This window comes from Rhodanobacter sp. B04 (genome assembly GCF_002001125.1).
Classification (GTDB): domain Bacteria; phylum Pseudomonadota; class Gammaproteobacteria; order Xanthomonadales; family Rhodanobacteraceae; genus Rhodanobacter.
In genome coordinates, this window is record NZ_MUNV01000006.1 from 1 (window position 1) to 23,551 (window position 23,551).

General features: G+C 65.9%; 15 protein-coding genes and 1 riboswitch. Of the genes, 8 read left to right on the plus strand and 7 right to left on the minus strand.

Annotation, left to right across the window (positions count from 1 at the left end):
- Positions 1-63: 63 nt before the first annotated feature.
- The 3 genes from edd to zwf form a co-directional block, all read right to left on the minus strand.
- A complete protein-coding gene (edd, locus tag B0E46_RS02795; RefSeq protein ID WP_077554191.1) occupies positions 64-1,881 on the minus strand; it encodes a phosphogluconate dehydratase in 1,818 nt (605 codons plus the stop codon).
- Between the two features lie 83 nt (positions 1,882-1,964).
- The gene (gene pgl, locus B0E46_RS02800) at positions 1,965-2,678 is read right to left on the minus strand and encodes a 6-phosphogluconolactonase (RefSeq protein ID WP_077554192.1); all 714 of its coding nucleotides are present in this window, start codon (positions 2,676-2,678) and stop codon (positions 1,965-1,967) included.
- Positions 2,679-2,797: 119 nt separating this feature from the next.
- On the minus strand, positions 2,798-4,261 hold the full coding sequence (gene zwf, locus B0E46_RS02805) for a glucose-6-phosphate dehydrogenase (protein ID WP_077554193.1): 1,464 nt from the start codon (positions 4,259-4,261) through the stop codon (positions 2,798-2,800).
- 216 nt (positions 4,262-4,477) lie between these two features.
- On the opposite strand from zwf, the gene B0E46_RS02810 reads away from it, so the two are divergent.
- The 6 genes from B0E46_RS02810 to B0E46_RS02835 all read left to right on the plus strand — a co-directional run bounded on the left by B0E46_RS02810 (position 4,478) and on the right by B0E46_RS02835 (position 16,640).
- Positions 4,478-5,230 (plus strand): GntR family transcriptional regulator, encoded by a 753-nt coding sequence (locus B0E46_RS02810; protein ID WP_077554194.1) that lies wholly within the window; start codon positions 4,478-4,480, stop codon positions 5,228-5,230.
- A 34-nt stretch (positions 5,231-5,264) separates the two neighbouring features.
- Positions 5,265-6,275 (plus strand): SIS domain-containing protein, encoded by a 1,011-nt coding sequence (locus tag B0E46_RS02815; protein WP_077554195.1) that lies wholly within the window; start codon positions 5,265-5,267, stop codon positions 6,273-6,275.
- A gap of 8 nt (positions 6,276-6,283) precedes the next feature.
- Positions 6,284-7,432 carry an N-acetylglucosamine-6-phosphate deacetylase gene (nagA, locus tag B0E46_RS02820; protein ID WP_077554196.1) on the plus strand — a complete coding sequence of 383 codons (1,149 nt, stop codon included), beginning with the start codon at positions 6,284-6,286 and terminating at the stop codon, positions 7,430-7,432.
- A 114-nt stretch (positions 7,433-7,546) separates the two neighbouring features.
- A riboswitch (cobalamin riboswitch) is annotated at positions 7,547-7,780 on the plus strand.
- A 128-nt stretch (positions 7,781-7,908) separates the two neighbouring features.
- Complete coding sequence (gene btuB, locus B0E46_RS02825) at positions 7,909-9,846, plus strand: TonB-dependent vitamin B12 receptor (protein ID WP_077554197.1); 1,938 nt, start codon at positions 7,909-7,911, stop codon at positions 9,844-9,846.
- Positions 9,847-10,116: 270 nt separating this feature from the next.
- Positions 10,117-13,272 carry an efflux RND transporter permease subunit gene (locus tag B0E46_RS02830; RefSeq protein ID WP_077554570.1) on the plus strand — a complete coding sequence of 1,052 codons (3,156 nt, stop codon included), beginning with the start codon at positions 10,117-10,119 and terminating at the stop codon, positions 13,270-13,272.
- A gap of 188 nt (positions 13,273-13,460) precedes the next feature.
- On the plus strand, positions 13,461-16,640 hold the full coding sequence (locus B0E46_RS02835; protein ID WP_077554571.1) for an efflux RND transporter permease subunit: 3,180 nt from the start codon (positions 13,461-13,463) through the stop codon (positions 16,638-16,640).
- Positions 16,641-16,813: 173 nt separating this feature from the next.
- Here B0E46_RS02835 and B0E46_RS02840 read toward each other — a convergent pair whose 3' ends face one another.
- From B0E46_RS02840 to B0E46_RS02850, 4 genes are all read right to left on the minus strand, one after another.
- On the minus strand, positions 16,814-18,097 hold the full coding sequence (locus tag B0E46_RS02840) for an MFS transporter (RefSeq protein ID WP_077554198.1): 1,284 nt from the start codon (positions 18,095-18,097) through the stop codon (positions 16,814-16,816).
- Between the two features lie 243 nt (positions 18,098-18,340).
- Entirely contained in the window at positions 18,341-18,730 is a 390-nt protein-coding gene (locus tag B0E46_RS02845; RefSeq protein WP_077554199.1) for a VOC family protein, read from the minus strand.
- A 71-nt stretch (positions 18,731-18,801) separates the two neighbouring features.
- On the minus strand, positions 18,802-19,299 hold the full coding sequence (locus tag B0E46_RS17160) for a hypothetical protein (protein ID WP_139350399.1): 498 nt from the start codon (positions 19,297-19,299) through the stop codon (positions 18,802-18,804).
- A gap of 36 nt (positions 19,300-19,335) precedes the next feature.
- Entirely contained in the window at positions 19,336-19,761 is a 426-nt protein-coding gene (locus tag B0E46_RS02850) for a hypothetical protein (protein WP_077554200.1), read from the minus strand.
- Between the two features lie 812 nt (positions 19,762-20,573).
- Between B0E46_RS02850 and B0E46_RS02855 the strand changes: the two genes are divergently transcribed.
- Both B0E46_RS02855 and B0E46_RS02860 read left to right on the plus strand, forming a co-directional pair.
- Positions 20,574-21,965: a pitrilysin family protein gene (locus tag B0E46_RS02855; RefSeq protein WP_254425019.1), complete on the plus strand. Its 1,392-nt coding sequence runs from the start codon at positions 20,574-20,576 to the stop codon at positions 21,963-21,965.
- Positions 21,962-23,467 carry a pitrilysin family protein gene (locus B0E46_RS02860; protein ID WP_077554201.1) on the plus strand — a complete coding sequence of 502 codons (1,506 nt, stop codon included), beginning with the start codon at positions 21,962-21,964 and terminating at the stop codon, positions 23,465-23,467. Before B0E46_RS02855 ends, B0E46_RS02860 begins: the two co-directional genes overlap by 4 nt.
- The last annotated feature ends 84 nt before the right edge of the window (positions 23,468-23,551 follow it).

Here is a 23,551-nt window from a genome sequence, read left to right on the forward strand (position 1 = left end):
ATCTCGGAGCCGGCGTGCTTTAAGCTTTGCTCCCTCCCCTGCTGGCAGGGGAGGGAGCAAAGCTTAAAGCACGCCGGCTCCGAGATCGGCCGTGGTCGCGGCTTGCCGGAACAGACCGAACAGTTCACGGCCCATGCCGCTGTGCTGGGAGGACAGGTCGGCGGTGTGCGGTAAACGTGCATCCAGTTCGTGCTGTTCCATCAGGACGTCCAGACGGCCATTCAAAGCGTCCAGGCGAATCATGTCGCCGTTGCGTATCTTCGCGATATTGCCACCGGCCACCGCTTCCGGCGTCACGTGGATCGCCGCTGGCACGCGGCCGGACGCACCGGACATGCGCCCATCGGTGAGCAGCGCGATGCGGTGACCGCGGTCCTGCAGCAGCGTCAGCGTCGGGGTGAGCTTGTGCAGCTCGGGCATGCCGTTCGCCTGCGGACCCTGGAAGCGCACCACCGCCACGAAATCGCGATTCAACTCGCCACGCTTGAACGCGGCGGGCACTTCATCCTGATCCTGGAACACGATCGCCGGTGCCTCGATCACCAGCCGGTCGTCCGGCACGGAAGAGACCTTGATCACCGCACGACCAAGATTGCCCTGCAGCATGCGCAGCCCGCCGTCGGCGCGGAACGGTTCGTCGATGCCGCGCAGCACGCCGCGGTTGCCGCTTTGTTTCGACACCGGCATCCAGTGCAATGCGCCGGCCGCGTCCAGCTGCGGAATCTGCGCATAGCCGTCCATGCCGGTACCGAAGATGGTATTCACGTCGGCATGCAGCAGGCCCGCACTGAGCAGCTGGTCGATCAGGAACGCCATGCCGCCGGCGTCGTGGAACTGGTTCACGTCGGCGTAGCCATTCGGATAGACGCGCGCCAGCAGCGGGATCACGCCGGACAATGCATCGAAATCATCCCACCGCAACGCGATGCCAGCGGCGTGAGCGATCGCCACCAGATGTAGCAGGTGGTTGGTGGAGCCGCCGGTGGCGTGCAGGCCGATTACCCCATTGATGATCGCGCGCTCGTCGATGATGTGGCCAATCGGCAGGAAGTGCTCGCCCAGCGCACTGAGCGTGTTGACCCGCCGCACAACGTCGGCAGTGAGCGCATCGCGCAGCGGCGTGTCTGGTGCGGTGAAGCTGGCACCGGGCAGATGCAGGCCCATGATCTCCATCAGCATCTGGTTGGAGTTGGCGGTGCCGTAGAAGGTGCAGGTGCCGGGGGCGTGATACGACGCGGCCTCGACTTCCAGCAGCTCGGCCTTGCTCGCCTTGCCGTCGGCCCAGGCCTGGCGCACTTTCGATTTCTGTTCGTTCGGGATGCCGCTGGGCATCGGGCCGGAGGGTACGAACGCGCCGGGCAGATGACCGAAGCTCAAGGCGCCGATCAGCAGGCCCGGCACGATCTTGTCGCAGATGCCCAGGTACAGCGCGCCATCGAACATGTCGTGCGACAGCGACACCGCGGTGGCCATCGCGATCAGGTCGCGCGAGAACAGCGACAGCTGCATGCCGGGCTGGCCCTGGGTGACGCCGTCGCACATCGCCGGCACGCCACCGGCGACCTGGGCGGTGAAACCGGCGTCGCGCGCGATCTGCCGGATCAGCGCGGGATAACGCTCGTACGGCTGGTGCGCCGAAAGCATGTCGTTGTAGGCGGTGACGATCGCGAGGTTGCCGCGGCGGCCGTTGCGCAGCGCATCCTTGTCCACGCTGCCGCAGGCGGCGAAGCCGTGCGCGAGGTTGCCGCAGGACAGATGTTCGCGTTGCGGTCCAGCGCGGTCGACGGCGTCGATCCGCTTGAGGTAGGCCGCCCGTGTTTCGCGGCTCCGCTCGCGCAGGCGTTCGGTGACTTCGGCGATGACGGGATGCAACGTGCTCATGATTCAAATCCAGTAGTGAGTGGAGAGCGGTGAGAAGTGCGGGAAGGCGCAAGTGGTCGGTGCATTTCTCTCACTTCTCGCCTTCACGGGCACCAGTACACCGCCACCGGCACGCGTGGCTGGGTCAGCACCGCGCGTACCGGATAATCCTTTGCGGCATCCAGGCCCAGCCGCACATCGGCGAGCAGTTCGCGCTTGTGCTCGCCCGTCACCAGCAGGTACAGCGCGTGGGTATCGAGCAGGGTCGGCAGGCTGAGCGTGATGCGCGGCTCGCCGGCGCCCGGCGCATGCATCGGCAGCACGCGGGCATGGCCGTCGAGGTCCAGTGCCGCGGCGAGATGGTCGCCACCGGGAAAGAACGAGGCGGTGTGGCCGTCGTCGCCCATGCCCAGCACCACGGCGTCGAACGGCAACGGCAGTGCGGCGATGCGTGCGGCGGCCACGGCCAAGCCTTCTTCCGGCGTGGCCGCGCCGGTGTAGAGCGGCACGAACGTGGCGGCTGCGGCGTGGTGCTGCAAAAGCAGCGATTTCACCAGCCGCGCATTCGAGCGTTCGTCGCTGTCCGCCACCCAGCGCTCGTCGACCAGGGTGACTTGCACGTGCTGCCAGTCCAGCGCCTCGCGCGACAGTCGTGCGAAGAAATCCTTCGGCGTGCTGCCGCCGGAGACGGCCAGCGTGGCGTGGCCGCGTTCGGCCAGTGCATGGCGCAGGCGTTCGGCGATCCGCTCGGCCAGCGCCACGGCTTGCGCGTTGCCGTCGGTGAAGCTGTGCGTGGTGACGTTCAGATGGGTAGTCATGGAAGGATGGTGGCGCGCCCGCTGATCAGTGGATGCCGGCGCACTTCGCTGGGATAGGGGAGGCAAAGTTTGCAGCACGCGTCGGCATGGTCGGGTGAAGCGACAGTAAAGATCGTGGGTTATTCACTGTCTTCATTCCAGGTGCGGCCGTCGCGCTCGATCAACGCCACCGCCGCGCTGGGTCCCCAGCTGCCGGCGGCGTACGGTCGCGGCGCCTCGCCACTGGCCGACCAGGCGGCGAGGATCGGGTCGGCCCAGCGCCATGCCGCTTCCACTTCGTCGCGGCGCATGAACAAGGTGGGATTGCCGCGCACCACGTCGAGCAGCAGGCGCTCGTACGCATCCGGCTGCTGCACGCCGAAGGCCTCGGCGAAGCTCATGTCCAGCGGCACGTGGCGCAGGCGCAGCCCGCCGGGGCCGGGATGCTTGATCGTCAGCCACAGCTTCACGCCTTCGTCCGGCTGCAGGCGCAGCACCAGCCGGTTCTGCTTCAGCGTGCCGGCATCGGCATTGAAGATCGAATGCGGCACCGGCTTGAAGGTGACCACGATCTCCGAGACACGGCTCGGCAGTCGCTTGCCGGTGCGCAGGTAGAACGGCACGCCGGCCCAGCGCCAGTTGGCGATTTCCGCCTTCAGCGCGACGAAGGTTTCGGTATTGGACTTGGTGTTGCCCAGCTCGTCCGGATAGCCGGGCACGCTGGCGCCTTCGGCCACGCCGGCGCGGTACTGGCCGCGCACGGTGAGCTGGGCGGCGTTGCTGTCGTCGATCGGTTTCAGCGAGTGCAGCACCTTCAGCTTCTCGTCGCGCACGGCATCGGGTGCCAGCGATGACGGCGGCTCCATCGCCACCATGCACAGCAGCTGCAGCATGTGGTTCTGCACCATGTCGCGCAGCGCGCCGGCACGGTCGTAGTACGCGCCGCGATGGCCGACGCCAAGGGTTTCGCCGACGGTGATCTGCACGTGGTCGATGTGCCCGGCGTTCCACAGCGGCTCGAACAGGGCATTGCCGAAGCGCAACACCAGGAGGTTTTGCACCGTCTCCTTGCCGAGATAGTGATCGATGCGGAAGGTCTGCGATTCGCTGAAGACCTTGCCGACCGCGTCGTTGATCTGGTTCGCGCTGGCGAGGTCGCGGCCGATCGGCTTTTCCAGCACCACGCGCGAGGCGCCCCGGTTGAGTCCGTAATGACCGAGTCGCGCACAGATGTCGACGAACAATTCGGGTGAGGTCGACAGGTAGAACACGCGGATGTGGTCGGGCTGCGTGCCGATGAAGCCGGCGAAATCGTCCCAGCCATCGTCCTTGCGCGCGTCCAGCGGGCGATAGAACACCTGCTGCAGGAACACGTCGAGCTTTGCCGCGTCGCAGATGCTGACCAGTGCCTCGCGCAGCAGTGCACGATAACCGCTGTCGTCCAGCGCCTCGCGGGCGACGCCGACGATCCGGCTGCTGGGCGGGATCTGGCCGTCGAGGAAGCGATGGAACAGGGCCGGCAGCAGTTTGCGCACGGCGAGGTCGCCGGTGCCGCCGAAGATCACCAGGTCGAACGGTTCGACCGATTGGGAGGAAGCACTCACGCAGTTACCTCGACTCGATGCCGGATGGCGGGCAGAGAGGGCCTGGCGGCGCGTCTTGCCCGGGGTGTGGATGATCGTACCAGTGAAATACCAGATCAGCTACCGCTATGCATACGAATTCATGGAAACGGGCTGCAACAACGAATGAATCGCAAACTTGCCGGTTTGCGCAGGTGGGCTTGCGGTTAGTGGTTTGCTATTGGTATCTTTACTGGAATGGAAACCGCACTGGCCAACGAATACCGCCGGATCTGCCACGACCCGGCCACGCATCAGCCGCTGGCATACCTGCGCCTGCGCCGGGCGATCCGCAACGTGGTCGAGCATCGCGACATCGAGCCGGGCCAGGCGCTGCCCAGCGAGCGCGACCTGTCGCAGGCGCTGAAGCTGTCGCGGGTGACCGTGCGCAAGGCGATCGCCGGCCTGGTCGAGGAAGGCCTGCTGACCCAGCGCCATGGCGCCGGCACCTTCATCGCCGAACGCATCGTCAAGCCGATGTCGCGGCTGACCAGCTTCACCGAGGACCTGCGCGAGCGCGGCCTGTCGCCACGTTCGGAATTCTTCGAGCGCGGCATCGGCGAAGTGACGCCGGAAGAGTCGATGGCTTTGAACCTGTCGCCCGGTTCGCTGGTGGTGCGGCTGCACCGGGTGCGCTACGGCCAGGACGAGCCGCTGGCGATCGAGCGCAGCGTGGTGCCGGCCAGCGTGCTGCCCGATCCGATGCTGGTGCACGACTCGCTGTACGAAGCGCTGGAACATCTCAATTGCCGCCCGCGCCGCGCGCTGCAACGGTTGCGTGCGGTCTCGCTGAATGCGCAGCAGGCGCGCCTGCTGCACGTGGCGGCGGGCAGCGCCGGCTTGAACATCGAACGGCGCAGCTTCCTGGACGACGGCCGCGTGGTCGAGTTCACCTGTTCCTGGTATCGCGGCGACATCTACGACTTTGTCGCCGAACTGCAGACCGACTGAGGCCAGCTTGAACACACATGCCCGCGACACCCTGATGTACCGCGAAGCGCACGAGGCGGCCGACGTGGTCGCGCGCCAGTTCGCAGCCAACGACAATGTGGTGACGACGCTGGCGCAAGCGCTGCGCGCGCAGCCGCCGCGCTTCATCGTCACCTGCGCGCGCGGCAGCTCCGATCATGCCGCGGCGTACGCGAAGTATGTGTTCGAGACCCAGCTGGGCATCGTCACGGCGTCGGTATCGCCATCGGTGACCTCGGTCTACGCGGCTCCGCAGCAATGGGAGGGCGCGCTGTTCATCGCGATCTCGCAGTCGGGCAAGAGCCCTGACCTGGTGCGCAATGCGCAGGCGGCCAAGCTGGCCGGTGCGCGCGTGGTGGCGCTGGTGAATGTCGAGGATTCACCGCTGGCGGCGATCGCCGACACGGTGATCCCGCTGCATGCGGGGCCGGAACGCAGCGTGGCGGCGACCAAGAGCTATATCGCCGCGCTGGCGGCCGTGCTGCATCTGTGCGCACGCTGGCACGGCGACCGCGCCCTGGCGGATTCGCTGCACGCGCTGCCCGATGCCTTGCGTGCCGGCTGGGACGCCGATTGGTCGGCGTTGAGCGATGGCCTGGTCGATGCGCACAACCTGTTCGTCGTCGGTCGCGGTTTTGGCTTCGGCATCGCGCTGGAGGCGGCGCTGAAGTTCAAGGAAACCTGCGGCCTGCATGCCGAGGCGTTCAGTGCAGCCGAGGTGAAGCACGGCCCGATGGCGCTGGTCGGGCCGGATTTTCCGGTGCTGTGCTTCGCCCAGGACGACGACACGCTGGCCAGCACGCTGGCGATTGCCGACGAGTTCCGCCAGCGCGGCGCGCAGGTTTTCGTGGCCACACCGGGCATGCAGGGCGCAGGCATGCTCCCGGTGCTGGCGGGACTTCCGGCGTTGTGCACGCCACTGCTGATCATCCAGAGCTTTTATCGCGCGGCGAGCGAGCTGGCGCTGCGCCGCGGCTTCAATCCCGATGTGCCACCGCATCTGAACAAGGTGACCGAAACGGTCTGAGCAACGCCATGACCCTCGCCCTCATCAATGGCCGCGTACTCACCGCTGACGGCTGGCGCAACGATCTCGCCGTGTTGCTGGAGGGCGAGCGCATCGTCGATCTGCTGCCGCCGTCCGACCCGCGCGTAAGTCGTGCGACCCTGCACGATCTGCACGGCGCGATGTTGCTGCCGGGCTTCATCGATACCCAGGTGAACGGCGGCGGCGGCGTGCTGTTCAACGACGCGCCCACGGTGGAGACGATCCGCCGCATCGGCGCGGGGCACCGGCGTTACGGCACCACCGGCTTCCTGCCGACCCTGATCAGCGACAGTGTGGACGTGATGCGCGCCGCACTCGCCGCGGTGGAGCAGGCGCTGGCCGAAGGCGTGCCGGGCGTACTCGGCATCCATCTGGAAGGCCCGTACCTGGCGCCGGCACGCAAGGGCGTGCACGACCCGAAATTTTTCCACGCGCCGGGCAGCGAGGAGCTGACGCTGCTGTGCGCGCCGCATCGTGGCGTGCGCCTGCTCACGCTGGCGCCCGAGCGGGTGCCGCTGGCCAGCATCGGCGCACTGGCCGCGGCCGGGGTGATCGTCTGCGCCGGCCATACCGCGGCCGACTACGCGACCACGCGCGCCGCACTCGCCCGCGGCGTGCGCGGTTTCACCCACCTGTTCAACGCGATGACGCCGTTTGGCAGTCGCGAACCGGGCGTGGTCGGCGCCGCGCTGGAGGATGCCGAAAGCTGGTGCGGGTTGATCGTCGACGGCCATCACGTGCATCCGGCCAGCCTGCGCGTGGCGATCGCGGCGAAAGCACGCGGCAAGATGCTGCTGGTCACCGACGCGATGCCGCCGGTCGGTGCGGACGATCCGACCTTCGTACTCAATGGCGAAACCATCATCGCCAAGGACGGTATCTGCCAGACCGCGCAAGGCGTGCTGGCCGGCTCCGCGCTGGACATGGCCGGCGCGGTGCGCAACGCCGTGCAGCTGCTCGGCCTGCCGCTGGACGAGGCGGTGCGCATGGCCAGCACCTATCCCGCCGAGTTCCTCGGCCTCGGCGCCAGCCATGGCCGCATCGCCGCCGGCTATCAGGCCGATTTGGTGGTGCTGACCGACGACTATCGCGTGCAGCGGAGCTGGATCGGCGGGATGATGCAGGGCGAGGAGTGAGAAGTGAGAGAGAGCCAGAGCCAGAGCTCCCGCCCCACGCCTCGACACCGCTTTCTCTCACTCCTCAATCCTCTCCACTCACTCCTGCTCCATTGCCCCAATAGCCGTCCGAAGCTAAAGTGGCGCGGTTCAGGTGTCCCGAAGGCTTAGCGCCGGAGGGATGAAACGGGAAGCCGGTGCGTGGTGTTCGACAACACTGCAAGGCCGGCGCTGCCCCCGCAACGGTAAGCGAGATCCACGTACGGCGAATGCCACTGTGCCTGAGCACGGGAAGGCGCCGTTCGGGACATGCGGATCGCCGCATGTCGCTCGCAAGCCCGGAGACCGGCCCGAACGATTCCTGGTGGCTCGCGGTGGGCGAGGCCGAACCACGCGTGTGGCGACCATGCCTGCCCGTCGTTCCGTCTCTTTCCTGCGTCTGCCGCCAGCTCATTGAAACCATGAGCCGTGCGCGGGTGCGCGGCCGAGGAACGACCTTGAACAAGACCTTGCTGGCAGCGGCACTCCTGAGCTGCATGACGGTTGCCCACGCAGCCGACCAGAACGACACGACCGCCCAGAACAATGCGACGACGTTTGATCCGGTGATCGTCACCGCCACGCGCACCGCGATCACCGTGAACGATGCGCTGTCGTCGGTCAGCGTGATCACCCGCGCCGACATCGAGCGGCTGCAGCCGGTGTCGGTGCTCGATCTGCTGACCGGCCTGCCGGGCGTGAACTTCACCCAGAGCGGCGGCCTCGGCCAGCAGAGCTCGCTGTTCCTGCGCGGCACCAATTCCACCCATACGCTGGTGCTGATCGACGGCGTGCGGATCGGTTCGGCGACCGCGGGGCTGGCCTCGCTGGAGCAGATTCCGGTGGAGCAGATCGAGCGCATCGAGATCGTGCGCGGTCCGCGCTCGAGCCTGTACGGCGCCGACGCGATCGGCGGCGTGATCCAGATCTTTACCCGCCATGGCCAGGCCGACGGCGGCATCACGCCGTCGCTGAGCATGACAGCCGGCAGCAACGGCCTGTTCGGCAGCCAGGCCGGCCTGTCCGGCGGCGACCAGCATGCCTGGTACAACGTCAGCCTGGGTGGCGAGTACACCAGCGGCTTTCCCGGCTGCAAATTCGGTGCGGCCGAGGCCAATGGCGGTAACGGCGCCGGCTGCTACGTCGACGACCTGCGCGATGACGCCTACCGCAACTGGAACGGCTCGGCGAACGCCGGTTACCGCTGGGACAACGGCACCGAGCTGGCCTTCACCTGGCTGCGCAGCAAGAACGACGTGGAATATGCTGGCAGCCCGTACGGCGGCAACGACGCCGTCAACGAGCAGCGCGTGGCTGGCGTGCGCTTGAGCTTCTCGCCGCTGGACATCTGGAAGGTCACGTTGAATGCGGGGCAGAGCAAGGACCTCGCCACCACCTATTACCAGGGCACCTATTACGGCACTTGGTACCCGTTCGCGCAGACGGGCTACTCGAATTCACGGCGCGACCAGTACTCGTGGCAGAACGACATCGCGTTGGCTTCGAACCAGCTGCTGACGGTCGGCGTGGATTACCAGCAGGAGCATGTCGACAGCAGCACCGGCTATCTGGCCGACCACCGCAACGACTCCGGCACCTATGTGCAGTACCAGGGCACGTTCGGTCGCAACGAGTTGCAGGCGTCCGTGCGGCATGACGACAACTCGCAGTACGGCGGCCACGATACCGGCGCACTGGCCTGGGGCTACAATTTCGACCACGACCTGCGCCTGATGGCCAGCTACGGTACGGCCTTCCACGCGCCGACCTTCAACGACTTGTACTACCCGCCGTACTACGGCATCCCGTCGGCCAATCCCAATCTCAAGCCGGAGAAGTCGCGCAGCGGCGAACTGGGCCTGAGCCAGAAGCTCGGCATCTGGAACTGGGCGGTGAATGCCTACCAGACCGACATCGACGACCTGATCCTGCTCGACCCCAGCCAGAACTACGTGCCGTTCAATGTCAGCAAGGCACGCATCCGTGGCCTGGAAGGCCAGCTCGGCGCGAACCTGGATGGCTGGCAGGTGCAAGGTTATCTGACCCTGCAGCAACCGAAGGACGACGGCGGCGCTGCCGATGCCAACAGCGGCAACCTGCTGCCGCGTCGCCCGGAGCGCACCGCGCGCATCGACATCGACCGTCGCTTCGGCGACTTCGGCGTCGGCACCACCTGGTATGTCGCCGGCAGGAGCTACGACGATGCCGCCAATGTGAATCGCCTCGGCGGCTACAGCACGCTGGCGCTGCGGGCCAGCTGGCATTTCACGGCCGACTGGCAGGTCGAGGCCAAGCTCGCCAATGCGTTCGATAAGGAGTACGAGACCGTTTACTACTACAACCAGCCCGGGCGTACCTGGTACCTGACCCTGCGTTACAGCCCGTCCACGCACTGAGTGGTTGCATGAACCGCCGGCATGGAAGCCGGCGGTGTCGATGCATGGAGTGAAGGGGGAGGCTGCATGGGCCGGGCGGCACGTATAGGGGAAGCCGCACCCATGCCTTCCGACAGGGTGTGGACTTCAGGCACATACGCCGGGACCCGACTGCTGGCATAAAGCCGGCATGATCGAGATACCATTCCCCGTTGTGGCCAGCACGCTGCCTCCGGCAAGGCTTTATGGCTGCCACATTTCGCCGCCATGCTGGCCGGCCATGGACGCGCCGTGAATATCTTCGCACCCCTGATCCGCCGTCCGGCGGGGACCTCGCTGCTGGCGCTGGGCCTGACCCTGGCCGGCATCTGCGCCTATCTGCTGCTGGGCGTGGCCGCGTTGCCGTCGCTGGATTTCCCGGGCGTCTACGTGGTGGCCAACCAGCCGGGCGCCAGTGCGCAGACCATGGCCAACACCGTGCTGGCGCCGCTGGAGCGTCATCTCGGGCAGATCCCCGGCATCGACGACATGTACGGCAACGCCACCGAGGGTGCCGCTTCGGTGAGCGTGCGCTTCAACTTCTCGCGTACCGCGGACAGCGCGGCGCGCGACGTGCAGGCGGCGATCAATGCCGCCGCGGTCGACCTGCCGTCGGGCATGCCGTCGCCGCCGCAGTACTTCAAGTTCGACACTTCGCAGATCCCGATCGTGTTCATCACGCTCACTTCGAGCGGGTTGCCGCAGGACAAGCTGTACGACCTCGCCGATACCTTGCTCAAGCCCGCGGTCGCGCAGATCGACGGCGTGGCGCAGGTGCAGGTATTCGGTGGCACGCCGCATGCGGTGCGCATCGAACTGGACAACAACGCGCTGGCGGCGAAGGGACTCACCTCGAACGACGTCGCCAATGCGCTGCGTGCAGCCAACGTCACCTCGCCGCAGGGGGCGCTGAGCGATGGTCACACGCAGATGACGGTGACCGCCAGCGATGGCCTGCAGGAGCCGGCCGAATTCGCCCGCCTGCTGATTTCGGTGAAGAACGGCACGCCGGTACGGCTGTCCGACGTGGCCAAGGTCTACAGCGGCGAGCAGGACGAATACCAGGCGGCATGGTTCAACCAGGAGCACACGGTCGGCCTGCAGATCACCAAGCGACCGGAAGCCAACGCGGTAGCCACGGTGGAGGCGATCCGCGCGCGACTGCCGCAGCTGCGGGCTTCGCTGCCTTCCAACATCACCCTCACGCCGGTGTTCGACCTCACCCAGACCACCAAGTCGGCGCTGCACGAGGTGAAGGTGGCGCTGCTGATCTCGATCGTGATGGTGGTGCTGGTGATGCTGGTGTTCCTGCGCCGGCTGCGACCGACCATGATCGCCACCTTGAGCGTACCGCTGTCGCTGGCCGGTGCGTTCGTGGTGATGTGGGCGCTCGGTTATACGCTCAACACCTTGTCGCTGGTGGCGCTGGTGCTATGCATCGGCTTCGTGGTGGACGATGCGATCGTGGTGATCGAGAACATCGTGCGCCACATGGAACATGGCATGTCGCCGATGCAGGCGGCGCTGACCGGCGTGGGCGAGATCGGTTTCACGGTGATCTCGATCACGCTGTCGCTGGTGGCGGTGTTCGCGCCGCTGCTGTTCGGCAACAACATGTTGATCATGTTGTTGCGCGAGTTCTCGGTGACGCTGACCGCGGCGGTGGTGATCTCCGCGCTGGTCTCGCTCACGCTCACCCCGGCGCTGTGCGCCTATCTGCTCAAGCACGAACCGGCCAACCCGCCGCCGCCGGGCCGGCTGGAACGCGCGGTGGAGCGTTTCGATCGCGGTATGCTGCGCATGTACGAGCGTGCGCTGGACTGGGCGATGCGGCACCGGCGGATCATGCGCTGGCAGCCTTTGATCCTGCTGATCGTCACCGTTCTGCTCGGCATGGCGGTGGTGAAGACCGCAGGCGGTACCTTCATGCCGGAAGAGGACACCGGGCAGTTGCAGGTGGAGATCAGTGCGGATGCCAACATCTCGCCGGCGCAGCTGACCGAGCGCACCCAGTCTGTGATGAAGATCATGCTGGCCGATCCGGCCGTGCTCGACCAGCTGACCATGCTCGGTGGCAACGACGCCGGTGGCGCGGTAGGCAATACGGCGCAGATGTTTGTCGACCTGAAGCCTCGCGGCAGCGGCCCGGGCGAGCGGCCGGAGAACATCAAGAAAGTCATCGAGCGGCTGTCCAAACAGTACGACAAGCTGGCCGACGTGAAGGTTTCGGTCAGTGCCTCGCAGTTCCTCGGCGGTGGCGGCAGCGGCGACAAGGGCGGCCAGTACGAATTCCAGCTGGTCGACAGCAACGGCGGCGACCTGCAGCCGTCGGCGCTGAAGATGGTGCGCCAGATGCGCACGATGAAGGAATTCCGCGACGTCAGCAGCAACTTCGACCAGGTCGGCAAGCAGCAACTGCTGAAGGTGAATCGCGAGGCAGCCAGCCGCCTGCAGGTCAGCATGGGTGCCGTGGATACGGCGCTGTACAACTCGTTCGGGCAACGCCAGGTCTCGACGATCTATTCGGACATCAACCAGTACTTCGTGGTGCTCACCACCGGCTCGGCCGACAGCGTCAGCCCGGAGGGCCTGCTGAATTTGCGCGTGCGCAACAACCAGGGGCTGATGATTCCGCTGTCTGCGTTGGCGCACATCGAACCCAACAGCACGCCGCTGCGCATCCGCCATCACAACCAGATGGAAGCGGCCACGATCACCTACAACCTCGCCAAGGACGTGCCGCAGGACAGCGGCATCAAGCTGGTCGAGCAGGCCGCCTATGCGGCCGGGCTGCCGGCCGGCATCCGGGTCGATTTCACCGGCCAGAACCAGCGCCTGCAGCAGGCCCAGTCCAACGGCATGGTGCTGCTGATCGGCTCGATCATCGCGATGTACATCGTGCTCGGCATCCTCTACGAGAGCCTCGGTCATCCGCTGACGATTCTTTCCACCCTGCCGGCGGCCGGTGCCGGCGCGTTCCTGGCGATGCTGGTGACGCAGACGCAGCTCTCGCTGATGGCGATCATCGCGATCCTGATGCTGATCGGCATCGTCAAGAAGAATGCGATCCTGATGGTCGACTTTGCCCTGGTCGGCGAACGCGAGCGCGGGCTGCCTGCGCCCGAGGCGATCCGCGAGGCCGCGCTGGTGCGCTTCCGCCCGATCACCATGACCACGCTGGTGGCGATGGGGGCGGCGCTGCCGCTGGCGATCGGTTTCGGCATCGGCTCGGAAATGCGCCAACCGCTCGGCATCGCGATCGTCGGCGGCCTGCTGGTGTCGCAGCTGTTGACCCTGCTCAGCACGCCGGCGATCTACCTGTGGAACCACGACCGCAAGATCCGCAAGGCGGCGCGGCGCGAGCGCCGCGCCGAGAAGCGCCGGCTGAAGGCGCTGCCGGCGACATGAGCGGCGCAGTCAGTCGGGCATGACGAGAGTGGAGAGGGCGGGGCCTTTCAGGCACATTTGCAGGTACGCCGCCGCAGGCATGAAGCCGGCATGACCCGAATGCCGACCATTGTCGTTACCCTGTCGTCCACCGCGGGCATGCCTGACCATGGCGACTCACCGTTATGCTTGCGGGCCAGGGAAGCGCCATGAATATCTTTGCACCACTGATCCGCCGCCCCGCCGGCACCTCGCTGCTCGCCATCGGCCTGATGCTGGCCGGGATGTGGGCATACCTGCTGCTGGGCGTGGCGGCGTTCCCGTCGATCGAGTTTCCCGGCGTGGCGGTGTTTGCGCAGATGCCCGGCGCCAGCGCGCAGACCATGGCGACCACCGTGGTGGCGCCGCTGGAACGGCATCTGGGACGGATCGCCGGGGTCAAGCAGATGTTCTCCAGCGCCAGCGAGGGCGGCGCGCAGATCCAGGTTCTGTTCGACACCAGCCGCAAAGTCGACGCCGCAGCGCGCGACGTGCAGGCAGCGATCAATGCCGCCTCCGCCGACCTGCCGTCGGGCCTGCCCAGCCCGCCCAGCTACATCAAGTTCGACACCTCGCAGATTCCGGTGCTGCTGGTCTCGCTGACCTCCACCAGCCTGCCGCCGGACAAGCTGTACGACCTCACCGACACCTTGCTGAAGCCGGCGGTGGCGCAGATTCCAGGGGTGGCGCAGGTGACCGTGTCCGGCGGTGCGCCGCACGCGGTGCGCATCGCGTTGAACGCCGCGGCGCTAGCCAACAAGGGCATCACCGCGAACGACGTGGCGAACGCCTTGCGCGCGGCCAATGTCACCTCGCCGCAGGGCACGCTCAGCAACGGCGTCTCGCAGATGACGGTGACCGCCAGCGATTCGCTGCATACCGCGCAGGAGTTCGCGCAGCTGGTGATCGCCAGCCACAACGACATTCCGGTGAGACTGTCCGATGTGGCCACGATCAGCAGCGGCCAGCAGGACCAGTATGCGGCGGCGTGGTTCAACGGCACCCGTGCGGTGACGATGCAGATCAGCAAGCGGCCGGAGGCGAACGCGGTGGCCACAGTGGAGGCGATCCGCGCCGCGCTGCCGACGTTCCACAACCTGCTGCCGGCTGACGTGCAGATCGTGCCGATCTTCGACCTCACGCCGACCACCGAGTCCGCGCTGCACGAGGTGGAGGTCGCGTTGTTGATGAGCATCGTGATGGTGGCGCTGGTGATGCTGGTGTTCCTGCGCCGGCTGCGGCCCACCGTGATCGCCATGTTCAGCGTGCCGCTGTCGCTGGCCGGCGCCTTCGTGCTGATGTGGCTGCTCGGCTTCACCCTCAACATCTTCTCGCTGGTGGCGCTGGTGTTGTGCGTGGGCTTCGTGGTGGACGACGCGATCGTGGTGATCGAGAACATCGTGCGCCACATGGAGCGGGGCATGGCGCCATTGCAGGCGGCGCTCACCGGCGTGCAGGAGATCGGCTTCACGGTGATCTCGATCACGCTGTCGCTGATCGCGGTGTTCGGCCCGATGGTGTTCGGCGACAACATCTTCACCACGCTGATGCGCGAGTTCGCGGTGACCCTGATCGCCACCATCGTGATCTCGGCGCTGGTCTCGCTCACGCTTACGCCGGCGCTGTGCGGCAGCTGGCTGCTGCACGAGCCGCAGGGCGCTGTGCGCGCACCGGGCCGGCTGGAGCGCATGGCGGAGCGTTTCGACAACGGCATGCTGCGCATCTACGAGCGCGGGCTGGATTGGGCGATGCACCATCGCCGCGTCATGCGCTGGCAGCCACCGATCCTGCTGGTGCTGACCGTGCTGCTGGCGGTGGTGGTGGCCATGGTTGCCGGCGGCGGCCTGATGCCGAAGGAGGACACCGGCCTGCTGCGCGCAGTGATCGTCGCCGACGCCAATATTTCGCCGACCCAGCTGGCCCGCCGCACGCAGGCGATGGCCACGGTGTTGCAGGCCGATCCGGCGGTGCTCGACGTCTCCACCATCCTGGGCGGCGGCAACAACAACAGCACGGTGACCAACCGCTCGATCCTGTTCGTCGATCTCAAGCCGCTCGGCGATGGCCCCGGCGACCGCCACGATTCGGCGCAGGCGGTGGTCGACCGGCTGGCCAAGTACTACAAGACGGTGACCGACCTCAACGTGTCGCTCACCGCGGTGCAGTTCATCCAGGGCGGTGGCCCCGGCGACAGCAGCCAGGGCCAGTACGCGTTCCAGCTCAGCAGCAACGACGGCACGCCGCTGCAGCAACCCACGCTGCAGCTGGCGCGGGTCATGCGCGGCATGAAGCAGTTCCGTGACGTCAGCACCAGCTTCGACAGCGTCGGCAAGCAGCAGATGCTGCAGGTGGATCGCGACGTCGCCGCGCGCCTCGACGTCAGCATCGGCCAGGTCGATTCGGCGCTGTACGACGCGTTCGGCCAGAACCAGGTGTCGACGATCTATTCGGACATCAACCAGTACCGCGTGGTGCTCACCGCCGACAATGCCGACGCGCTGAGCCCGGCCACCCTGCTCAACACCTACGTGCGCAGTTCGACCGGCAAGATGATTCCGCTGTCCGCGCTGGCGCGGATCCAGCCCGGCATCGCCCCGGTCACCGTCAGCCATTACAACCAGCTCGAATCGGCCTCGATCAACTACAACCTGGACAAAGGCGTCAGCCAGGCGGACGGCCTCAAGCTGGTCGACCAGGCGATGTTTGCCGCCCACCTGCCGCCGGGCGTGCAGAAGCAGTACACCGGCGACAACCAGAACCTGATGGATGCGTTGAGCAATGCGCTGATCATGCTGCTGGCGGTGATCCTGGTGATGTACGTGGTGCTGGGCATCCTCTACGAGAGCCTGATCCATCCGCTGACGATTCTTTCCACCTTGCCGGCCGCAGGCATGGGCGCGTTCCTGGCGATGCTGGTCACGCACACCCAGCTCACCCTGATGTCGGTGATCGCGGTGCTGATGCTGATCGGCATCGTCAAGAAAAACGCGATCCTGATGGTCGACTTCGCCCTGGTCGCCGAACGCGAGCACGGCCGCACGCCGCCGGAGGCGATCCGCGAAGCCGCGCTGGTGCGCTTCCGCCCGATCACCATGACCACCCTGGTGGCGATGGGCGCGGCGCTGCCGCTGGCGATCGGTTTCGGCTACGGCTCGGAGATGCGCCAGCCGCTCGGCATCGCCATCCTCGGTGGCCTGTTCGTGTCGCAGCTGCTGACCCTGCTCAGCACGCCGGCGATCTACCTGTGGCAGCACGACCGCCGCGAACGCAAGGCGAAGCGCCAGCAGCTGCGCGCCGAGATCCGGCGCCAGCGCCTGCTGCAACAGCAGATGCCGGCATTGCCGAAATAGCGGCTTCCCGCAGTCCGCGCAGGGATAAGGATGGTCTGAAGGACTCGCCATCCCGGTTCTTGCCCCCTGTTCGGGGTTCGCCGGGATGACGAGCAAAATGTATTCAGGCCATCCCTGGCAACCGCGGTCTCTCTAGATCATTGATCGGATGCATGGCTGAGCAGTCATCATCTTCACGCCTCGGCCGGTCGTGCCGCACCGATGCTGCGCAGCGCCGGGCTGGTCATGCAGCCGAGCGCGATCGCGCTCAGCGTCAGTCCCGCACCGACGAACAGCGCCGGCAGCGAGATCACCTTCAGCAGGCTGCCGGCGATCGCCGCCGACAGCGGCCCGAGGCCCATGAAGGTGAACATCAGCACGCTCATCGTGCGGCCCATCATCTCCGGCGCCACCCGGCGCTGGATCCAGCTGACGATGGCGATCTGCGCGATGCCGCCCAGCATGCCGGTGGCGGCCAGCAGCGCGGCACCGCCCACGGTCGAGTGATCCAGCGCCAGCGTGGCCAGCACCAGTCCGACGAGGCTGTCGATGCCCAGCACCATCAGGCCCAGCCGGCCGCGTACCAGCTTGCTGGCGAAGCCGGACAGCGCGCTGCCCAGCAGCATGCCGACACCGTTCGCGGTCATCAGGATGCCCAGCGAGGCTGCGCCCAGATCCAGCCGGGTATCGGCCAGCACCGGCAGGCCGACCTGGATCGGGCCGCCCACGAACACCGACACCACCGCCGCATACAGGATGAAGGCGCGCAACGGCAGGTCGGCCCAGATGGTGCGGATGCCGCTGGCGACATTGCCCAGCACGCTGCCGACCGGTGCCTTCGGGTGATGGTCGCTGTGGATGCGCACCAGCATCAGCGAGCCGAGCGAGAACAGGAAGCTCACCGCATCCACGCCGAAGGCCAGCCCGAGTCCGCTGGCGTCGGCGACGACCTGCCGCTGTCCCGCATGCGCACCGGTGCCGATCACCAGGCCGGCCAGCACCGGGCCGACGATCATGCTCAGCTGGCGCATGCCCATGAACAGCGCATTGGCCGGCTGCAGCTGCGTCGGCTCCACCAACTGCGGCAGGATCGCCGAACCCGCCGGATAGGCAAACGCGGTGGACAGGCCGATGCCCAACGCGATCACGTAGATCATCCACATGTGGATGGCCCCGGCCAGCACCAGCAGCGCCAGCAGGCTGACCAGCAGGGCGTTGACCGCGCGTCCGGCAAGCAGCACCCGTCGCGGCGACATGCGATCCACCACCGCGCCGCCGATCAGCATGAACACCGCACGCGGCAGCGCGATCGCCGCCAGCACCAGGCCCAGCGCGGCCGGGTCGCCGGTGAGCTTCAGCACCAGCCACGGCAACGCCACCAGGGTGAACTGGTCGCCGATCGCCGAGATCGTGCTGCCGCCGAACAGCAGGGTGAAATTGTGGTTGGCGAACAGCGAGCTGCGCGGAGTGGGCTGCATCGGGAAGTCCTGGGGCGCCGCTGCTTATCGGCGCTGTCGTGGAGGGACGTACTTGGAAACGGCGTTGCATGGTAGCTGGGCGAAGCGGTCAGCGACCACCGCGGGACGACCTTGGCCATGCATGAACGCATGCGACGAGGCTTTGACAACAAACGAGGATGGCGCGAGGACTGATGAAGGCCTGAAAGCCCAAGACAAGGGCATCAAGCGCGTGGCGTTGACGGGAAGTCTGTTGCGGCGTTTTCAGGCCGCAGGGAGCGCACTGATCATCACGTAGTACCCGTCGGGATCGCGCAAGGCGAATTCTTCGGTGCCCGTGCTTGGATTCAGGTGAGGCTCCTCTTCCAGCGCTGAAGCCAGAGCACGTGCCCGCGGCAGCGCCGCGGCAAAATCATCGACGCGGAAGAACAGAAGCAGTCCGTTTCCGGGCGGCGAGCGGTCAGGGCTGGTCAAGGGTGGGTGCCCGTGGGCCCCCCACTGGTGCAGGCAAAGCAGGACCGTCCCATCCGTGTCGAGGATTTGCCCGAAGTAGTCGTGGGCGGGACGTGTTGCCGGTTGGCCAAACAGCGACTGATACCACGCGAAGCTGCGCGCAACGTCGGCGACTCCGATGATTGTCCATGTGCGTTTCATTGCCTGTTCCTGCGGCCTAATGCTGGAGTTAAGCTGCGCCGGAGGCGTCCGCCTTGAACGAATTGTTACGCTTAGCCGGTTTCTGCATTAAAGCAAGAAGGCTTGACTTGATGAAGGTTGGGTACGGCTTTTGGATCACCATTCTCGTGCGTGATCAAGACCCCGCAGACTAGCCCGGATTTGCGAAAACTCACCAGATAGTGCTCTTTCGCGGCTGGGATGAAGGACTCTGTGATGCTGCAGCTTTTTGTCTCCGTAAACCCTGGTGCGCCTGACTGATAGATATAACTGACAACAGCGGTACGTCCAGCCGGCATCAATCTAGCAACTCCGTCATGAGGATCCCCCTTACCCTGAATTGCCTTAGTCGTGAAGGTGGCTAAGCGGGTTCCGGAATCACTTGGCGCGCAGCCATCGTTCTTGAAGCTTTGAACAAGAATCCAGTCCCCGTGATCTATCCCACTTGCGGAGAACGTGACAGTTGCCACCGGTCCGGTCGTTGGTTCTACGTAGTGCGAGGCGCAGCCGGTAAGAAAAGCGGCGACCGCAAGAAGTAACATTCCTTTCATGTTGCCCCCGACGCTTGATGGAACCTAACGCTGGAGTTAAGCGGCGGCGGAGCCGTCCGCCTTGAACGACTGGTTAGGGCGGCTGCCCCGAAAGAACGAGCCAGTTTTTGCACTAAGGAGCGCCCACGCGTTGATAGCAATTTCTAAGGTATTGCGTATGACATTAGCCCAGAGCTTCGGTGCAGCCTCGGCCGGCAGTGATGCTCCGGATGAAACGAGAAGAGCCAAGCTTTGAAAGCCAAGAATGCCAAAAAATATTAACGCGGCAGCCAACATGAGCCAACGAGCGAATTGAAGGCGGAGCAATGCAAGTACAGAAGCGACGATGAGGAGGCCGGCGGTGCCAAGGGCAAGCAACGTTGTTGAGAGTCCTGGCCTCATGCTCTCGGGAATATTTGGGTTCGAGCTGAGCAGAAGAAACGCAACAGCTGCAACGCTGATGGCCGCAACGAGAATATTCATGATTGCCGCAACCCAAAGTCTTTTAGGACGCGGAAGTTCCGTGACAGTCATTGTCTGATGAGCCCTAACGCTGGAGTTAAGCGGCGGCGAAGCCGTCCGCCTTGAACGATCAGTTAGCTGGGAACTGCCACGTTCGACCATAGCACCACGATACGTTGGTTGTTACGGCGTTTTTTTGAGGTTTGAACTGCCACAGCTGAAACGCAGCAGACAACGGAGCTACTAGAGATTTTGGCAAAGGCGTAAGTGCCGTGGCTACTGCAATGGAGCCTTGGCGGTCGATGATAAGTTCGAAAATGACCATTCTTGGAAGGTCATTTGATGCACGGCTCGACAGGACTGGCTGAATGACGCGAGTAAGAATTGCGGTGGACTTGCTGGGGGCCTGGTTCCAGTGCGGACGCCAGTAAACAGACGTCAAACCGTGTGCGTCTCCTACTTCAGTTGGAGACAGCTCCTTTTCGTCTGGGCAGAGCGGCGCACTCGTTGCCCCCGAGGTAGCCAACGCTGAAGAGATAAGTAGGCCTGCCAATATGCTCATAGAAGCTAACGCTTATTAGACCCCGCATCGGGGCATGTGCACGGATGTTGGGCTGCCCTGCAATAAGCCGTCAAGCGGGAAGTCGATGCGTGCGACAAGGGGTTGTGAGTGATGCGCCGAAGATTGCCGAGTTGCATGTCGCACGGATCGAGGCGCCAGGTCTTATCTGCCCGAAACAGCAATACGCACCCGTCCAACTGGGCCAGAAGTCATGGGTGCGCTGGCGGGTCGGCTTGCTATGGTTGACCTTTCACCTGAAGGGAAGAAGGGGATGACCATGCGTCTGCGTCCGGCCGCCTTGCTGGCCTCGATCACCTTGTTCACGGCGGCGCTGGCGCCGCCGCTGGCTGCCGCCGAACTGGAGATACCGCCGATCCAGTACCACCAGCGTACCTTGCCGAACGGCCTGCAGGTGATCAGCGTTGAGGATCACGCCAGCCCGAACGTGGCGGTGCAGATGTGGTACCACGTCGGCTCGAAGGACGATCCGCAGGGGCGCTCCGGCTTCGCGCATCTGTTCGAACACCTGATGTTCAAGAGCACGAAGCACATGCATGCCGAACAGATGGACCGGCTCACCGAGGATGTCGGTGGCGAGAACAACGCGTCCACCGGTGATGACGTCACCAACTACTTCGAGGTGGTGCCGAGCAATTATCTGCAGACCCTGCTGTGGGCCGAGGCCGAGCGGCTGTCCAATCTCAACGTGGACGAACCGAACTTCAAATCCGAGCGCGCGGTGGTGGAGGAGGAATACCGCCAGAGCGTGCTGGCCAACCCGTACGGCAAGCTGTTCAACGCGATCGACCCGTACTCGTACACGGTGCACCCGTACAAGCGCCCGACCATCGGCAGCATCGAGGAGCTGGAGGCGGCCTCGCTGCAGAACGTGATTGATTTCCACGGCACCTTCTATCGGCCGGACAACGCGACCCTGATCGTCAGTGGCGATTTCGATCCGAAGCAACTCGATGCCTGGGTCGACGCGTATTTCGGTGGCATCGCGAAGCCGGCCACGCCGGTGCCGCAGGTCACCGTACAGGAGCCGGCGCGCAAGAAGAACCAGCATTACACCGTCACCAGCGAGACCGCGCCGCTGCCCGCGGTGGCGATGACCTGGCTGATTCCGCCGGCATCCGACAGCACGGACCTGATTCCGCTGCAGATTGCCGCCGCGCTGCTGTCGCAGGGCGATTCGTCGCGGCTGTACCAGTCATTGGTGTATCGCCATCAGGTTGCCCAGCAGGTGGGTGCCGATGCGGATGGCCGGGTCGGGCCGGGCTTGTTCACCGCATACGCCATTCTCGCCAGCGGGCATTGGCCGGCCGAGGCGACCAAGCTGCTGAACGAGGAAATCGTCTGGCTGGCGACCCAGCCGATTCCTGCCGCCGAACTCGACAAGGTGAAGACGCAGCTGCTGACCCGCGAGTTGCTGCAGCGACAGACCGCGCAAGGCGTCGCGTTCGCGCTGGGTCAGGCCAGCCTGATCAATGGCGGCGTCGAGCACGTCAACACCGATCTGGCCGCGCTGCAGAAAGTCACCGAGGCCGACGTGCATCGCGTGCTGCAGAAGTACGTCACCGGCGCGCACAGCGTCACCATCGATTACCTGCCGCAGGCCGCCACGGCCGCGCCGGCCACCGGCAAGGGAGCAGCGCAATGAACCGTCCGATGAAGATGTTGCGTCTGGCTGCCCTGACGGTGGCCCTGTTCGCCGCCACCCATGCGCTGGCGACTTCGCCGATCGCACCGGCTTTCCCGACCGAGCCGCCGGCACCCGGCCCGGCTCCCACGCTGACCGTGCCCACGCCGTCCGTGCAGGTTCTGGCGAACGGCCTGCAGGTCGTCAGTGTACGCCGCGCCGGCCTGCCGCTGGTCACCGCGCAGCTGGTGTTGCGCAGTGGCGGCGAGATGGATCCACCGCAGTTGGCCGGCCTGGCCGACCTCACCGCGAACCTGCTGAGCAAGGGCGCCGCCGGCAAGAGCGCACCGCAGATCGCCGGCGCCGCCGAGGCACTGGGTGGTTCGCTGGCCGCCGCGGCGGGGTGGGATGAAAGCGGGGTCGGCATCACGGTGACCACGCCGAAACTGCCGCAGGCGCTGGGCCTGCTGGCCGAGGTGGTACGTCAGCCGGATTTCAGCGCGGACGAACTCAAACGCGCGCAGGCGCAGGCGATCGACGATCTGCATCTGTCGCTGAGCCGGCCGACCGCGCTGGCTTCGCTCGCCGCCGGTCGCGGCGTGTTCGGCGAGGGTGCCTACGGACATTCGCGCAGCGGCACGCCGGCCTCGCTCGCGCGGATCAGCCGTGCCGACGTGCAGCAGCTGCATGACCGGCTGTACCGGCCGGACAACGCGATCCTGGTGCTCACCGGCGACATTACCCCGGCGCAGGCGCAGCAGCTGGCGCAGACCAGCTTCGGCGACTGGCAGAAGCCGGCCACGCCGCTGCCGGTGCGGCCGGCCGGCACCCGTGCCAGCCATGTGCCGGCGATCCTGCTGATCGATCAGCACGGCGCCGGTCAGGCCGGCGTGGTCGCCGCCCATGCCGCGCCGCCGCGCAACGACGCCGACTACTACGTCGGCACGGTGGCCAACGCGGTACTGGGTGGTTCGTACTCGGCGCGTCTGAACGAGGAGATCCGCATCAAGCGCGGGCTGTCCTACGGCGCCAGCAGCCGGTTGCAGTCGCTCGGCGATGCCGGCATGTGGCTGGCATCGGCGCAGACCAAGAACCCGTCGGCGCCGCAGGTGGTGGATCTGATGCTGGGCGAGTTCAACCGCCTCGGCACGACCAGGGTCGATGTGCAGGAACTGGCCGCGCGCAAGGCGACCCTGATCGGCAGCTACGGACGCAGCCTGGAGACCACGGCCGGACTGGCCGGGCAGGTCGGCGACCTGGCGGTCTATGGCGTGAAGCTGGACGAGATCGGCAAGTACATCGCGCAGGTGCAGGCCGTCACGCCGAAGCAGATCGAGGCGTACGCGCACAAGCATCTGGATGCCGCCGGCAGCAAGGTGGTGGTGGTCGGCGACGCGGCGCAGTTCGGCGACGCGATCCGCAAGGCGCATCCGAAGGCGGTGTTGTTGTCATCGACCGCGCTCGACCTGGACAGCCCCAGCCTGCAGCCGGGGGCTGCGCCGGCGGCGACCGGCAAGCACTAGCCGCATATCGTCTCCGGGGATCGCCGGGAATTCTTGGCGATCCCCTATGATGGGCGACTCATCGCGGTCCAGCCGGTCTATTGA